Raw genomic sequence first — 14,054 nt, 5'->3', positions numbered from 1 at the left:
CGCCGTGTCCCCGCTCGTTCTGAGGTCCGCCGCCTCCGCGGTCCTCGTCGCCGCCCTGGCGATCACCTCCAGCCCGCTCGCCTCCGCCGCATCGGCGGCCGCGCCGTCGGCCGCCCCCGTCGCCGCATTCGGCGCCGCCTCCGACGCGCCCCGCTCGATCGTGCTCCCCGAGGGGCAGCCTCTCTGGCAGCCCAGCGCCGAGTCCCCCCTGCCCGCCGTGCCGGACGAGGCGCCGAGCGCCGCCCGTGCGAGCGCTGCAGCGTCGATCAGCGGCCGTGTCGTGGTCGAGGAGGCCGACGGCTCGATCGCGACCACCACTCCCCGCGGCGCCCTCCTGAACGTCGAGGTCTGGTCGAGCGAGGCGGGGCTCCTCGGGAACCACTCCGTCGCCGGCGACCTCACCTTCAGCATCGACGGGCTCACCGCCGGGCAGACCTACTACCTGCTGATCAAGGACAACGCCGACCTGTACGCCGACCTCTGGTCCGGCGGCAGCGCCGTCGCCCGCAGCGCCGAGCCGCTCCAGGCCCCTGCGGCCGGCGTGCAGCTGCGCACCGCACGGCTGGGCTCGCTCGAGGGACGCCTGAGCGGCGTCGCGGGCGACCAGCGCGTCGACATCTGGTACCGCGACCCGGGAACCGACGGCTACTTCCGCACCGGCGAGCTCGACCTGATCACGGGCGGCGACAACCCGTACTCGTTCCAGCAGGTCGTCCCCGGCGACTACCTCGTCCGGGCGTCGAGCCGCGACGACGTGATCGACGACAGCTACTGGGACCACGTCCTCCGCTCGGGCGACGCGGGCGACGTGCGCGTCCCGGTGGGCGGATCGGCCGCCGGGATCGACCTCTCGCTGAGCAGCGACTACCAGCAGTACACCGGCCGCCTCGCCGGATCGGACCGCTACGCGACCTCGGTGGAGGCGACGGGCTACTTCTCCCCGGGCATCCCGGTGCTCTACGTGGCGAGCGGGGCGAACTGGCCGGACGCGCTGAGCGCGGGCCCGGCCGCCGCCGCACTCGGAGGCGCGCTCCTGCTCACCGATCCCGACCGCCTGCCGCGGGTCGTCTCCGACGAGATCCGCCGCCTCCGCCCGGAGCGGGTCGTGGTCGTCGGCAGCGAGCTGAGCGTGAGCCCCGGGGTCCTGGCCGCGATCCGCTCGATCGTCGGCCGCACCGAGCGCATCGGCGGGACGGACCGCTACGACACCTCCCGCCGGATCGTCGCGGACGCCTTCGGCGCCGGCCCCTACTCGAACATGTTCGTCGCGACCGGCACGAACTTCCCCGACGCCCTGTCGGCCGCGCCGATCGCCGGCTGGCGTGCGCAGCCCGTGCTGCTGGTCGACGGTGCGACCTCGGGCGCCGACTCCGCGACCGCGACCGCGGTGCGCGCCCTGGCGCCGGAGCACGTGGAGTTCCTCGGCGGCGACCCCTCGATCCGGGACGCGTACGTGGCGGACTTCGCGCGTCGCGGCCTCGCCCCCTCGGTCTCGAGGATCGCCGGCCGCGACCGCTACGAGACCAGTGTCGAGCTGAACAGCGCCTACCCCCAGTCGCTGCTGCAGGACAGCGTCTTCCTCGCCGCGGGGTCCTCCTTCGCCGACGCCCTCTCGGGAGCGACGACGGCGGCGGCCCTGGGCTCGTCCGTGCTGCTGACCGAGCGCGACTGCGTGCACGACTCGACGCTGCGCTTCCTGGCCTCCAACTCGAAGAACTACGCGTTCCTGCTCGGCGGGGAGCCGACGCTCACCGAGGACGTGGCGAACCTCCGCAACTGCGAGTACGACTTCTGACGACGCGTGCTCCCGGGCTCCGGGGCTAGGGTGCGAGCATGCCCACGAGCGATGAGACCTGGACCCTGGCCGAGCACGACGTACCGGTGTACCGCAGCGGTGAGGGCGGCCGGGCGCTGATCCTGATCCACGAGGTCTGGGGGGTCGACGGGCACATCCGCTCGGTCGCCGACCGCTATGCGGCCGAGGGCTACAGCGTCGTCGCCCCCGAGCTCCTGGCCGACAGCGGCCTGCTCGAGCAGCTCGACGAGGAGCAGCGCGCCGACTACGACCACCCGGTGCGGCGCCTGCCGCGCCAGGTCGAGCTGCGCACCTTCTTCGCCCCCGTCTTCACCCCGGAGCACGCGACGCGCACCGTCGCGATCCTCCGCGCCCTCGTCGAGCGGCTCCTGCGCCAGGAGGGCGCGACCAGCGTCTCCGTCACCGGGTTCTGCTACGGCGGCACCTTCTCGTGGGCGCTCGCGCTGGCCGAGCCGCGGCTGGCGGCGGCCGTGCCGTTCTACGGGCACGTCACCGCGTCCGCCGAGGAGCTCGGAGCGCTGCAGGTGCCGGTGCTGGCGTTCCTGGGCGATCAGGACGCTCCCCTCGTCGAGCAGGTGCCGCGCCTCCGCGAGGCGACCGAGGGCAAGGACGTCGAGGTCGTCGTCTACCCGGGAGCGGGCCACGCCTTCTTCAACGACGCGAACGAGCAGACCTACCAGGCCGAGGCGGCGACCGACGCCTGGCCGCGGGCGCTCGCGTTCCTCGGAGCGCACGCGGGCTGAGCGGGCCCTCGACGGACGGCGCCCGGCTCCGCGGCGCTGAGCTCGCCGACGGCCTGCGTCAGCGCGGCCGGATCGGCAGCCAGCCCCGCCGGGCCGCGAGCACGCCCGCCTGGAAGCGGCTCTCGGCGCCGAGCAGCTCGAAGAGACCGGCGATGTGCCGACGGCAGGTGCGCACGCTGAGGTCCAGCCGTGCCGCGAGCGCCTCGTCGGTGAGCCCGGCGGCGAGGCCCTGCAGGATCGACCGCTGCACCGCGGAGAGGGAGGGCTCCTCCTCGGCACCTGCCGCGTGCAGGGGCGCTGCGAACTCCCACGCCGCGTCGAACACGCGCGCCAGGGTCGCCGCGAGCTCGGGGGAGCGGACGACCAGGGCGGCGCGGTCGTCCTCGTCGCGGGAGCGGGCGACGATCGCGAGGGAGCGGTCGAAGACCACCAGCCGGAAGGGCAGCGTCGGGAGGGTCCGGAACCGCGCGCCCAGCGGCTCGAGCTCCGCGACCGAGCGCCGGAGAGCCGCGTTGTCGCGGCGGCGGTCGTGGTACAGCGTCCGCCTCGCGATGCCGCGCCCGAGCAGCTCGCGGTCGACGGCGTCGCTCGCCTCGTGCCGCTCCACGCTGCTGGTGCCGGGAGCGGCGATCAGCACCTCCTCCGAGGCTCCGCGCTGCAGGTCGAGGAGCAGCCGGAGGACGGTCGCCGGGTCCTCGATCACCTCCACCTGCTCCGCGGCGGCGAGGGCGCTGCGGGCGCTCCGGTAGGCGGGGACGAGGGCCATCAGCTCGCTGCGGCGGCGGGTGATCCCGGTCTGCAGCTCGAGGAGGCGCCGCTCGTCCTCGGCGATCAGCTCGGCGAGGGCGATGTCCGGTGCGGCCGTGGCGAGCGATTCCGCCCCCGCGTGCAGCGGAGCGAGCAGCCGGAGCCCGATCAGCTCGTCACGCGCCTCGCGGAGGCCGTCGACGGTGACGCCGAGCTCGTCCGACGCGCTCTCGAGAGACCAGTCTCCGCGCACGGACGCGTGCAGGTACAGCGCGATCGCGTTCTCGCTCAGCACCGGCGGCCCCCCGTTCTCCCGACCCTCCCGAGTGTAGGAGGCGCGCACTCAGCGCCGCCGCGCGAGAACCGCGACGACGGCGAGCTCACCGGCGAGGACCAGCGCCGCCGCTCCGAACACGGCCGGGCCGACCAGCGCGGCGAGCGGAGTGAGACCGGCGTTCGCGAGGAGGGGGGCGAGGAGACCGATCACGACTCCGGTACGGCGGGCGGGGGGCTGCCGGCGGGCGACGGCGACGACGCTCAGCGAGGTCGCGGCGGCGGCGGCGAGCACGAGCAGGAGGACCGCCGCGGGGTGCGGCTCCCCGAGCAGGAGCAGCGCGGCCAGCGCGGCCCAGGCGAGGGCGCCTCCGGCGGCGACGGGGCCGAGGTGCGGGGTGGCGGCGGGTGCAGTGGCGGTCATGGTGCGTCCTCTCGTCGTGGTCCTCCGAGCCTCGCGGAGGCCCGTCGGCGGCACCAGATCAGCATCCGGGCACGGCAGCATCCGGACATGCGGCGGACCCCCGGCTCCGCGCGGGGCGGAGGGTCGGGGGCCCACGGGACGTCCGGGCAGGCTCCGGCCGTGGCAGCATCCGGTCAGCCGGCCTCGCGCAGCCTCCCGCCGGCGAGGTGGAGGCTGCGCTGCGCACGGCGCGACGGCAGAGTGGTGGGTGTCGTCGGCTCCTGCTCTCCGGGCGCCCGCTCTTCCCGGGGCGGTGCCCGCGGTCGTAGGCTCGCGCTCATCCGCAACGGGAGGGGCCGACGATGACCGCCACGAGAGAGACGTCCGCCCCGCCCGAGCTCAAGCGGGTGCTCGGCCCCAAGCTGCTGCTGCTGTTCGTGGTCGGCGACATCCTCGGGACCGGGATCTACGCCCTCACCGGGCAGGTCGCGGCCGAGGTGGGCGGGGCCGCGTGGCTCCCCTTCGTGATCGCGTTCGTTGTCGCCACGCTCACCGCCTGCTCCTACCTGGAGCTGGTGACGAAGTACCCGCAGGCGGCGGGCGCCGCGCTCTACGCGCACAAGGCGTTCGGGATCCACTTCGTCACGTTCCTCGTCTGCTTCACCGTGATGGCGAGCGGGATCACCTCGGCCTCCGCTGCCTCGGGCGCCTTCGCGAGCAACTTCGCGATCGGCTTCGGGCTCGGGGACGGCGCGGGGACGCGGTTGAGCATCGCGCTGGTGTTCATGGTCTGCATCGCCCTGGTGAACCTGCGGGGCGTCGCCGAGAGCGTCGGGCTGAACGTGGTGCTCACCCTGATCGAGCTCTCGGGCCTGCTGCTGGTGATCTTCGTGTGCTTCTTCGCCGTGTTCGGCGGGCAGGCCGACTTCTCGCGGGTGGTCGCGTTCGAGGCGCCGGAGGACAAGTCGCTGCTGCTCGCGGTGAGCACCGCGACCTCGCTGGCGTTCTTCGCGATGGTCGGATTCGAGGACTCCGTGAACATGGCGGAGGAGACGAAGGAGCCCAGCCGCATCTTCCCGCGCGTGATGCTCACGGGTCTCGGCATCACCGCCGTGGTCTACGTGCTCGTGTCCACGCTCGCCGTCGCGATCGTCCCCGTGGGGGAGCTGGCAGGCAACGACACTCCGCTCGTCACGGTCGTCGAGGCCGCGGCGCCCGACTTCCCGATCTCGACGCTCCTGCCCTTCATCTCGCTCTTCGCCGTGGCCAACAGCGCGCTGATCAACATGATGATGGCCAGCCGCCTGCTCTACGGGATGAGCCGCCAGGGCGTGCTGCCGCCGTTCCTGCAGAACGTGCTGCGCGGACGGCGCACGCCGTGGGCCGCGATCCTCTTCACGACGGTGATCGCCCTGCTCCTCACCGCCTACGTGTCGCGCGACCCCTCCGACCCCATCGCGGTGCTGCTGGGCGGGACCACGTCGCTCCTCCTGCTGGCGGTCTTCGCCGTCGTCAACGTCTCCGTGCTGGTGCTGCGGCGGCAGCCGGTCGAGCACCGGCACTTCCGGACCCCCACCGTGCTGCCGGTGCTGGGCACGATCGCCTGCGTCTACCTGGTGCTGCCGATCACCTCGGGACGCGACACGGCCCAGTACGGGATCGCGGGGGTGCTGCTCGTGATCGGCGTCCTGCTCTGGGCGGCGACCTTCATCGACCGGCGGGTCCGCGGCTACGCGCGCACCGCGGCGATCGCTCCGGAGGAGCTCGACGCCGATCCCGCGGAGGACGCATCGGGAGCGCACAGCGACGGCATCGGCCGGTCATAGCCGATCCATAGGGAACTCCCGATACTGGAGTCATGAGCACCCCGGCCCCCTCGAAGCACCTCGCCCCCGCGCAGCGCACCCGCCTGAAGCGGGCCGACGGGACGCCGATCCGCGTCCTCGTCGTCGACGACGAGAGCACCCTCACCGACCTGCTCCAGATGGCGCTGCGCTACGAGGGCTGGGAGGTGCGCACCGCCGCCGAGGGCCGCGCCGCGATCACGATCACCCGCGAGTTCCGGCCCGACGTGATCGTGCTCGACGTGATGCTCCCCGACATCGACGGCCTCCAGGTCCTGCAGCGGGTCCGCGCGGACGGCAGCGAGACCCCGGTCCTCTTCCTCACCGCGAAGGACGCGCTCGACGACCGGATCGCCGGGCTCACCGCCGGCGGCGACGACTACGTCACCAAGCCCTTCTCCCTCGAGGAGCTGGTCGCCCGGATGCGCGGCCTCATCCGCCGCAGCACCCTGCTCGCCAACGACGCGGACGACCCCGAGGTCGTCGTGGGTGACCTGGTGCTGAACGAGGACAGCCACGAGGTCCGCCGGGGCGGCGACGAGATCGAGCTGACCGCCACCGAGTTCGAGCTGCTGCGCTTCCTGATGCGCAATCCGCGCCGCGTGCTCAGCAAGGCCCAGATCCTCGACCGGGTCTGGTCGTACGACTTCGGCGGCAAGTCGAGCGTGGTCGAGATCTACATCTCGTACCTGCGCAAGAAGATCGACGCCGGCCGCTCGCCGATGATCCACACCGTGCGCGGCGCCGGCTACCTCCTGAAGCCCGCCGACCAGTGAGCCGCACCGGCCGCCCGTCGCTCGGCGACTTCGCGACCCGCTCCGCCCTCCGCGGCTCCCGCCGCGGCCGGCGCGCGCCGTGGACTCTGCGGCGGCGGATGGTCGTCGCCGTGGTCGCGCTCGTCGCGGTGACGGCGGGCGTCGTGGGAGCGGTGAGCGTGCTCTCGGCGCGGTCGATCCTCTACGGCAGCACGGACGCGTCGCTCAGCCAGTCGGTCACGCGCCTCCAGGACTTCGACGAGCCGAGCCGCTTCGGCGGGTCGAGCGCGATCGAGCAGGCCACGACCTGCCCGAGCGGATCCTTCGGCGGCGGCCCGAGCCAGAACCTCAGCACCATCACCGCCGTCCAGGGCTCGGACGGCTCCTTCATCGGCGCCTACGTCGACGCCGACGGGGTCTGCCGGCAGTTCTCGGACCCGGCCGACTCGGTGCTCGCGGCGGCCGTCGCCGCGGGGGGCGAGGAGGCGACCATCGAGCTGCCCGGGAGCCTCGGGACCTACCGCGTGCGCGCGGCGGCGGTCGAGGGCTCCGTCGTCGTCGTCGGCGTCCCCCTGGGCGAGGTCGCCGAGACGCTCGCCTCCCTCACCTGGGTGGTCGTCGTGGTGGTGCTGCTGGCGATGCTGCTGGTCGCCCTCGTCGCCACCGCGATCATCCGCGTGGCACTGCGGCCCTTGGAGCGGGTGGAGGCGACGGCGACCCGCGTGGCCGAGCTGCCGCTGGACCGCGGCGCCGTCGAGCTGGTCGAGCGGGTCCCGGAGGAGGACGCCGACACCCGCACCGAGGTCGGCCGCGTCGGCGCCGCCTTCAACCGCATGCTCGACCACGTCACCGGTGCTCTGGAGTCGCGGCAGGCGAGCGAGGACAAGGTGCGGCAGTTCGTCGCCGACGCCTCGCACGAGCTGCGCACTCCCCTCGCGGCGATCCGCGGCTACGCGGAGCTGCCCCGGCGCGGCGGGACCGAGCTGCCGGAGTCGGCCGCCTACTCCCTCGATCGGATCGAGTCCGCCGCCACCCGGATGACCTCGCTGGTCGAGGACCTCCTCCTGCTCGCCCGCCTCGACGAGGGCCGCGACCTCGAGAAGGAGCCCGTCGACCTGACGCTGCTCGTGATCGAGGCGCTCTCGGACGCGCACGCCGCGGGCCCCGACCACGAGTGGGACCTCGAGCTCCCCGAGGAGCCGATCGAGATCCGCGGCGACGGCTTCCGGCTGCACCAGGTGGTCGCCAATCTGCTGCGGAACGCGACCGTGCACACGCCCCCCGGCACCCGGGTCGTGGCGGCCCTCGCCGAGGAGGTGTCGGAGGGGCGGCCGATCGCAGTCGTGACGGTCACCGATTCCGGCCCGGGCATCGCGCCGGAGCTGGTGCCGGTGCTGTTCGAGCGCTTCGCCCGCGGCGACTCCTCCCGAGCGCGCACGACCGGATCGACGGGGCTGGGCCTGGCGATCGTGGCGGCGGTCGTCGACGCCCACGGCGGGCGCGTCCTCGTCGCGTCCGAGCCGGGGCGCACGAGCTTCCGCGTCGAGCTGCCGGCGGGCTGAGGGCCGGGACGGCGGTCTCCCGCCGCCCGCCCTACACCGAGACGCCCAGCCGGCGGCGCGCGTCGTCGAGGGTCCGCACCACGGCGACCACCTCGTCGAGCGGGTGCAGCGGCGACTCGGTGCGCCCCTCCGTCACGTACTGCGCGACGTGCAGCGCCTCCCAGGCGAGGCCCTCGCCGCCCTGGAGCGGCGTCTCGTCGATCCACGACCCGCTCTCGGAGCCGCGGGTGAGCGTCACGCCGCCCGGCGTCCAGAACGACGGGTGCACGTCGATCCGCCCCGCCCGCCCCGCGACGCTCGCCGCGTGGCGGGTGTCGGCCAGCACGGTCGAGGTGGCCACCGACTGCACCCCGTGCGCGTGGCTGCCGACGATCGTCGCGGTCGCGTCGACGCCGGTCGAGGTCATGCTGCCGGCGACGACGGTGCTCTGCGGGGTGCCCGCCACCATCGAGACGAAGGAGGAGGCGTAGACGCCGACGTCCAGCAGGCCGCCGCCCGCGAGCGCCGGGTCGAAGATCCGGCTGGAGGGGTCGAAGTCGAAGGCGGCGCCGAAGTCGGCCGAGACGACGGCGGGCGCGCCGACCGCCCCGTCGGCGAGCAGCTGCCGCACGACGTCCATGTGCGGCAGGTAGCGCATCCACATCGCCTCCATCGCGAAGACTCCGGCGTCGCGCGCGGCGTGCACCATCATCTCGGCCTCGCCCGGGGTCGGCGCGAACGGCTTCTCGACCAGGATGTGCTTGCCCGCGGCGATGGCGAGCAGCGCCTGTCGGGCGTGCTCCGAGTGCGGCGACGCGATGTAGACCACGTCGACCTCCGGATCCTCCACCACGGCCTCGTAGCCGGCCGAGGCCCGCTCGATCCCGAACCGGCTCGCGAACCGCTCCGCGCGCTCCAGCGAGCGGGAGCCCACCGAGACCACGCGCTGCCGGGTGTGCTTCTGCAGCGCCTCGACGAACGAGCCGGCGATCGAGCCGGGCGCGATCACCCCCCAGCGCAGGACGGGGGAGTCGAGGAGGGAGGGGAGTCGGGGCTCGGGGAGCGTCAGTGCCATGCGTCCACGCTAGGGCCCCGTGCCCGGCGGGGGCGAGGGGGTGCGCGGCGGTCCCCTAGGGTGTGACGGCACGCGCAGTCGCGGGCGGAGGAGGACGTCATGCCCGAGTGGTACACCCTGGGCGTCGTCGCCCTCGTGATCGTCGTGGTGGTCGTCGCGATCGTGCGCTTCCGGTTCAACCCGGTGCTGGCGCTGGCCGTCGGAGCCGCCGCGATCGGCCTGCTCACCGGGCTCGGCCCCGTCGACACCGTCTCCACGATGACCACCGGCTTCGGCGAGGTGATGATGGAGGCGGGCCTCCTGATCGGCTGGGGCGTGCTCATCGGCGCGATGCTCAACGAGATGGGCGCCGTCGTCCGGCTCGTCGAGGGCCTGCTGCGCGTCTTCGGCCGCCGCGGGATCCCCTACGCGCTGGGCCTCTCCTTCGCCACCTACCTGCAGACGATCTTCGTCGACGCGCTGATCGTGATCGCGGCCCCGCTCGCCCGCCGGATCGCGCCGCGGCTGGGGCGCGCGGGCACCGGCATCGTCGCCGTGACCTTCGCCGTCGGGCTCGAGACGGGCATCGTGATGATGGTGCCCGGCTTCGCCGCGGTCGCGCTCGCGGGGCTGCTCGGAGTGCCGCTGGGCGTGATGATGCTCGGCGGATTCGCGGTGGTGGCGCCGACGGTCGTGGTCACGATCCTGCTGATGTCGCTCGCGTTCCGCCTCGGCTTCTGGGACCCGGCGCGCGACGAGCAGCTGGTCGTGCGCGACGACACGACCGGGCTCGCGACGGTGGGGGCGTCGCCCGCCGCGGACGGCGGACGGCTGCCGTCGTTCGGAGCGCGGGGGAGCGGCGGGGCGTCCTCGGGCGGAGCCGGAGCGGCATCGGGCGGCTCGTCCGGCTCGTCCGTCGAGGACGCGGCGGGTCCCGCCGGAGCGCAGGACGCCCACGCCGCCCGCGAGCGCCCGCTCCTGCTCCTCTTCGCGCCCATGCTCCTCGCCCTCCTGCTCATCGCCGCGCAGGCGGTGCTCACCGTCTCCGGGGTCGAGCTGCCGGTGCTGCAGTTCCTCGGGAACCCCGTCATCGCGCTCCTCCTCGCCGTGATCGGCACCGGAGTGGTCGGCCGGTCCACCGTGGGAACCGCGCGGATGGAGAAAGCGGTCGCCAAGGGCTTCCAGGATGGTGGGCAGATCTTCCTGCTCACCGGCGTCGGCGGGGCGCTCGCCGCGGTGATCGCCCAGGGCGACCTCGGCGAGATCCTGAAGGGCTATTTCTCGACCTCGGCGACCGCGCCGCTGCTGCTCGTCTGGGTGATGGCGGCCGTGCTGCACATCGCGGTCGGCTCGGTCACCCTCTCGGCGATCACGGCGGCCGGAGTCGTCGCGCCGGTCGCCGCGACATTCGGCCTCGACCCGCTGCTGATCGCACTCGCCGCGGGCTCCGGCGCGCTGTTCTGCATCCACGTCACCTCGAACACCTTCTGGCTGCTGCAGAGCTTCCTCGGTCAGTCGGTCCGCGGCGCTCTCAAGTCCGTGACCGTCGGCGTCTCCCTCGCCTCCGTCCTCGCGCTCGGCGCCACGCTCGTCCTCTCCCTCTTCCTCTGACCGGGCCCTCCTTCCTCCTCTCGCCGGATGCCACTCGGGCACTCGAGTCGCCGGGCGAGGCGTACCGAAGAGGCATCTCGCGGAGGTGACCCGGCCGACACGTGACGGAAACATGGAGCCTCTATCTTCCTGAGAGGGTTCACATCCGATTCGGAGATCCAGACGCCGACGGGGGCCCGATCCGTTCCGTCACGCCTCGACAAGGGAAGAACTCCGCTTGAGATCTCGAACCGCCCTCGCCTCCGGATGCGCCGCGCTCGCGCTCGCCGCCGGCGGTCTCCTGGTCGCCCCGCCGGCGACCGCCACGACCGCAGCACCCGCCGACTACACCCGCGTGGACATCGTGCGTCCGCCGTCCGCTCCGATCGCGGTGCCGACCAGCTACCCGCAGCAGACCCCGCTGACCGAGGTGCCCGTCGACCCGACCGACGCCTCGCTCCTGCGCGGAGTCACCCCCTACGACGCCATCGCGCCGCAGCTGAACGCGCTCGCCGCCCGCTCCGACAGGGTCTCGACCCAGGTGGTCGGGAAGTCCGGCCTCGGCCGCGACATCTACCTGGTCACCATCACCGCCCCCGAGACCGAGGCCGAGACGGCGCAGCAGGCCGAGTGGCGCGACCGGCTCAAGTACGAGCCCGCCGCCGCGGCCGCCGACGCCGAGCTGATGGACGGCTACAAGGTGCCGGTCTGGTTCAACGGCAACATCCACGGCAACGAGTGGGAGGGCAGCGACGCGATCCTCGAGTACATCGAGGGCGTCGCCACCGCCGAGGACGCGGAGACCGAGGCGCTGCTCGAGGGCAACCGCCTCTACTTCACCGTCACCAACAACCCCGACGGCCGCGCCCTCGGCCAGCGCGCCGTCGCCGCGGGCTACGACCCGAACCGCGACATGATCACCGGAGCCACCAGCGAGGCGGCCGTGATCCGCGACCTCTCGAGCGTGCTCCAGCCCACGTACTTCATCGACATCCACGGCTACACCGGGATCCTCCAGGTCGAGCCCTGCGGCCCGCCGCACGGCGAGAACTACGAGTACGACCTCTTCCTCCCGCACGCCTACGCGACCGCGCTCGAGATCGAGCGCCGCGTCGTCGAGGCCGACGTGCCCGGCAACACCTACCTCGCCGAGGACGGCAGCGCCACCACGGACAACACCGGGAAGATCCTCATCCCCTACCGCGACATCCGCGCGGGCTGGGACGACTGGCCCCCCATCTTCGCCCCGCAGTACGTCGCCTTCCAGGGTGCGATCACCAACACGGTGGAGCTTCCGCTCGGCCGCACGGCCAACAGCACTCCGGAGGAGATCGCCCAGGGCCAGGCCAACGCGGACATCGACGTCGAGGTCGCCGGGATCGTCATGGACGCCTCCGTCGACTACATCGAGGCCAACCGCGACGCGCTCCTGAGCAACCAGGTCGCCATCTTCGAGCGCGGCGTCACCGGCGCCCCCGCCGTCGAGATCCCCGCCGACGTCTCCGCGGCCGACCTGCCCGCGGGCGTGCCGACCGAGTGGACCGAGATCTGGGACGAGACCGACGTCTACACGACCGAGTACCCGCGCGCCTACGTCATCCCCGTCGACGGCACGCAGCGCTCCGTCTCGGACGCCGAGACACTCGTCGCGCAGCTGCTCGCCCACGGAGTCGAGGTGTCGCGGACCACGGCCGCCACGAGCGTCGGAGGAGTCTCCTACCCCGCGGGCACCTACCTGGTCGACATGCACCAGTCGGTCCGCGGCCTCGCCAACGTCCTCCTCGCCGACGGCAGCGACATCTCGAGCCGCGTGCCCGAGATGTACGACGTCTCGGCCTGGAGCCTCTCGCTCCTCTGGGGCGCCGACGTGCAGGCGATCGGCTCCACCACCGACGCCCTTCCGGCCGTCGGCCTGGAGCCGGTCACCGCCGTCGCTCCGGTCGGCTCCGTCCCGGCAGACGCCGACTACCTCGCCTTCGAGCCGCGCGGCGTCCTGGAGTACCAGGCCGTCAACGCGCTGCTGGCCGACGGGGTCGCCCTCGAGCAGTTCGAGGACGGCACCATCGCCCTGCGTGCCGACGCCGCCGGGCTCACGGCCGCCGAGGGAGCCGCCGCCGTCTTCGGCGTCGACTTCACGGCGACCACCGCCGACCGCGTGCGCGCCGAGGACGGGAAGGCGCTCGACGCCCTCCGCGTCGCCTACTCCGGCACGAACGAGGACCGCGACGCGCTGGCCAAGCTCGGCTTCGCCGATGCGGTCGCCGTCGACGCGGCCGCGCTCACCGCGGGCACCGCGACCCTCGAGGGTGCCGACGTGCTCTACGTGGGACGCGCCCTCTCCTTCACCCCGGAGCAGGCCGCAGGCCGCACCGTGGTCGAGGAGTTCCTCGCGGCGGGCGGCGACGTCGTCGGCCGCGGTGGCGCTGGAGCGGCCTTCGTGTCCGACTTCGGCCTGGCCGAGCTGACCGCGCAGACCGGCACCAGCGGCTCCAACGGCATCGTCTCGGTCGAGACGCCCGCCGGCGGAGTCCTGGGCGACTACCCGCAGGACACCGCGTTCGTCTCGCCGGCACTGTGGTTCGCCGGTTTCGACGAGTCGGTCGCTGTCGAGCAGAGCTACTCGGAGGACGGCACGTTCGTCGCCGGGCACTGGGTCGACTCCGAGGGTCAGTCCCGGAGCGACGCGGCCGGGCAGGCCTCGGCCGTCTCGTTCTCGACGGAGTCGGGCACCGAGGGCTTCCTCTTCGGCACCTCGCCGGTGTTCCGCAACCACCCGGTCGGAGCGTTCAGCGACGTCGCCCGGGCGCTGCTCGCCGTGGCGCCGGAGGGCGCCGACGTCGAGCTGCCGGGGACCCCGGAGCCCACGCCGACGCCGGAGCCGACCGCGACGCCTGAGCCGACGGCGACGCCTGAGCCGACGGCGACGCCCGAGCCCACCGCGACGCCCGAGCCGACCGTGAGCCCCGAGCCCACGTCGACCCCGGAGCCCACGCCGACCCCGGAGCCCACGTCGACCCCGGAGCCCACCGTCGTGCCGACGGCCGGACCGACCGCCACGGCCGCGCCGATCACCGCACCGACCGGCCCCGGCGGCCTCCCCTCCACCGGAGTGGAGACCGGCTCCTGGCTGCTGCTCTCGGGAGGTGCTGTCGCCCTCGGCCTCGGCTCGCTCCTGATCGCCCGCAGCCGTCGCCGCGAGGACCAGGAGGCCTAGCCTCCGCCTTCGGGGAGGGATCGGGCGCCCGCCGCCCGGTCCCTCCCCGTTCCCGTTCCCCGTCCCCCTCGTGG

Annotated in this window: 10 protein-coding genes; 7 read left to right on the top strand and 3 right to left on the bottom strand. The window is 73.7% G+C overall.

Annotation, left to right across the window (positions count from 1 at the left end):
• The first annotated feature begins 4 nt into the window (after nt 1–4).
• Both C5D50_RS00150 and C5D50_RS00145 read left to right on the top strand, forming a co-directional pair.
• The gene (locus C5D50_RS00150; protein WP_104282408.1) at nt 5–1,795 is read left to right on the top strand and encodes a cell wall-binding repeat-containing protein; all 1,791 of its coding nucleotides are present in this window, start codon (nt 5–7) and stop codon (nt 1,793–1,795) included.
• 38 nt (nt 1,796–1,833) lie between these two features.
• Entirely contained in the window at nt 1,834–2,559 is a 726-nt protein-coding gene (locus C5D50_RS00145) for a dienelactone hydrolase family protein (protein WP_104282054.1), read from the top strand.
• A gap of 58 nt (nt 2,560–2,617) precedes the next feature.
• Here the strand turns inward: C5D50_RS00145 and C5D50_RS16750 are convergent, their stop codons facing one another.
• Together C5D50_RS16750 and C5D50_RS00135 are read right to left on the bottom strand one after the other, a co-directional pair.
• Nucleotides 2,618–3,601, bottom strand: coding sequence for a LuxR C-terminal-related transcriptional regulator (locus tag C5D50_RS16750; RefSeq protein WP_104282407.1), 984 nt, complete (start codon nt 3,599–3,601; stop codon nt 2,618–2,620).
• A 48-nt stretch (nt 3,602–3,649) separates the two neighbouring features.
• Nucleotides 3,650–4,003 carry a hypothetical protein gene (locus C5D50_RS00135; protein WP_104227061.1) on the bottom strand — a complete coding sequence of 118 codons (354 nt, stop codon included), beginning with the start codon at nt 4,001–4,003 and terminating at the stop codon, nt 3,650–3,652.
• 341 nt (nt 4,004–4,344) lie between these two features.
• On the opposite strand from C5D50_RS00135, the gene C5D50_RS00130 reads away from it, so the two are divergent.
• Genes C5D50_RS00130 through C5D50_RS00120 form a run of 3 tightly spaced genes read left to right on the top strand, consistent with a single transcriptional unit; the run spans nt 4,345 to nt 8,143 of the window.
• Nucleotides 4,345–5,808 carry an APC family permease gene (locus tag C5D50_RS00130; protein ID WP_104247764.1) on the top strand — a complete coding sequence of 488 codons (1,464 nt, stop codon included), beginning with the start codon at nt 4,345–4,347 and terminating at the stop codon, nt 5,806–5,808.
• A 32-nt stretch (nt 5,809–5,840) separates the two neighbouring features.
• Nucleotides 5,841–6,602, top strand: a complete 762-nt coding sequence (locus C5D50_RS00125) for a response regulator transcription factor (RefSeq protein WP_104223650.1) — start codon at nt 5,841–5,843, stop codon at nt 6,600–6,602.
• Entirely contained in the window at nt 6,599–8,143 is a 1,545-nt protein-coding gene (locus C5D50_RS00120; protein ID WP_219814675.1) for a cell wall metabolism sensor histidine kinase WalK, read from the top strand. The genes C5D50_RS00125 and C5D50_RS00120 overlap by 4 nt, the downstream gene beginning before the upstream one ends.
• A gap of 31 nt (nt 8,144–8,174) precedes the next feature.
• On the opposite strand, the gene C5D50_RS00115 is transcribed toward C5D50_RS00120, so the two are convergent.
• On the bottom strand, nt 8,175–9,197 hold the full coding sequence (locus tag C5D50_RS00115; protein WP_104234222.1) for a Gfo/Idh/MocA family protein: 1,023 nt from the start codon (nt 9,195–9,197) through the stop codon (nt 8,175–8,177).
• Between the two features lie 99 nt (nt 9,198–9,296).
• Between C5D50_RS00115 and C5D50_RS00110 the strand changes: the two genes are divergently transcribed.
• Together C5D50_RS00110 and C5D50_RS00105 are read left to right on the top strand one after the other, a co-directional pair.
• Nucleotides 9,297–10,787, top strand: coding sequence for a GntP family permease (locus C5D50_RS00110; protein ID WP_104282404.1), 1,491 nt, complete (start codon nt 9,297–9,299; stop codon nt 10,785–10,787).
• 217 nt (nt 10,788–11,004) lie between these two features.
• Nucleotides 11,005–13,980 (top strand): M14 family metallopeptidase, encoded by a 2,976-nt coding sequence (locus C5D50_RS00105; protein ID WP_104282403.1) that lies wholly within the window; start codon nt 11,005–11,007, stop codon nt 13,978–13,980.
• Nucleotides 13,981–14,054 lie beyond the last annotated feature (74 nt).

Source organism: Rathayibacter sp. RFBD1 (assembly GCF_002932915.1).
Lineage (GTDB): Bacteria > Actinomycetota > Actinomycetes > Actinomycetales > Microbacteriaceae > Rathayibacter.
This window is presented reverse-complemented; position numbering and strand designations above follow the sequence as displayed.

Coding starts and splice junctions, on each gene's coding strand:
- C5D50_RS00110 (WP_104282404.1), top strand. CDS start 9,297: ATGCCCGAGTGGTACACCCTGGGCGTCGTCGCCCTCGTGATCGTCGTG.
- C5D50_RS00130 (WP_104247764.1), top strand. CDS start 4,345: ATGACCGCCACGAGAGAGACGTCCGCCCCGCCCGAGCTCAAGCGGGTG.
- C5D50_RS00125 (WP_104223650.1), top strand. CDS start 5,841: ATGAGCACCCCGGCCCCCTCGAAGCACCTCGCCCCCGCGCAGCGCACC.
- C5D50_RS00115 (WP_104234222.1), bottom strand. CDS start 9,197: ATGGCACTGACGCTCCCCGAGCCCCGACTCCCCTCCCTCCTCGACTCC.
- C5D50_RS00145 (WP_104282054.1), top strand. CDS start 1,834: ATGCCCACGAGCGATGAGACCTGGACCCTGGCCGAGCACGACGTACCG.
- C5D50_RS00135 (WP_104227061.1), bottom strand. CDS start 4,003: ATGACCGCCACTGCACCCGCCGCCACCCCGCACCTCGGCCCCGTCGCC.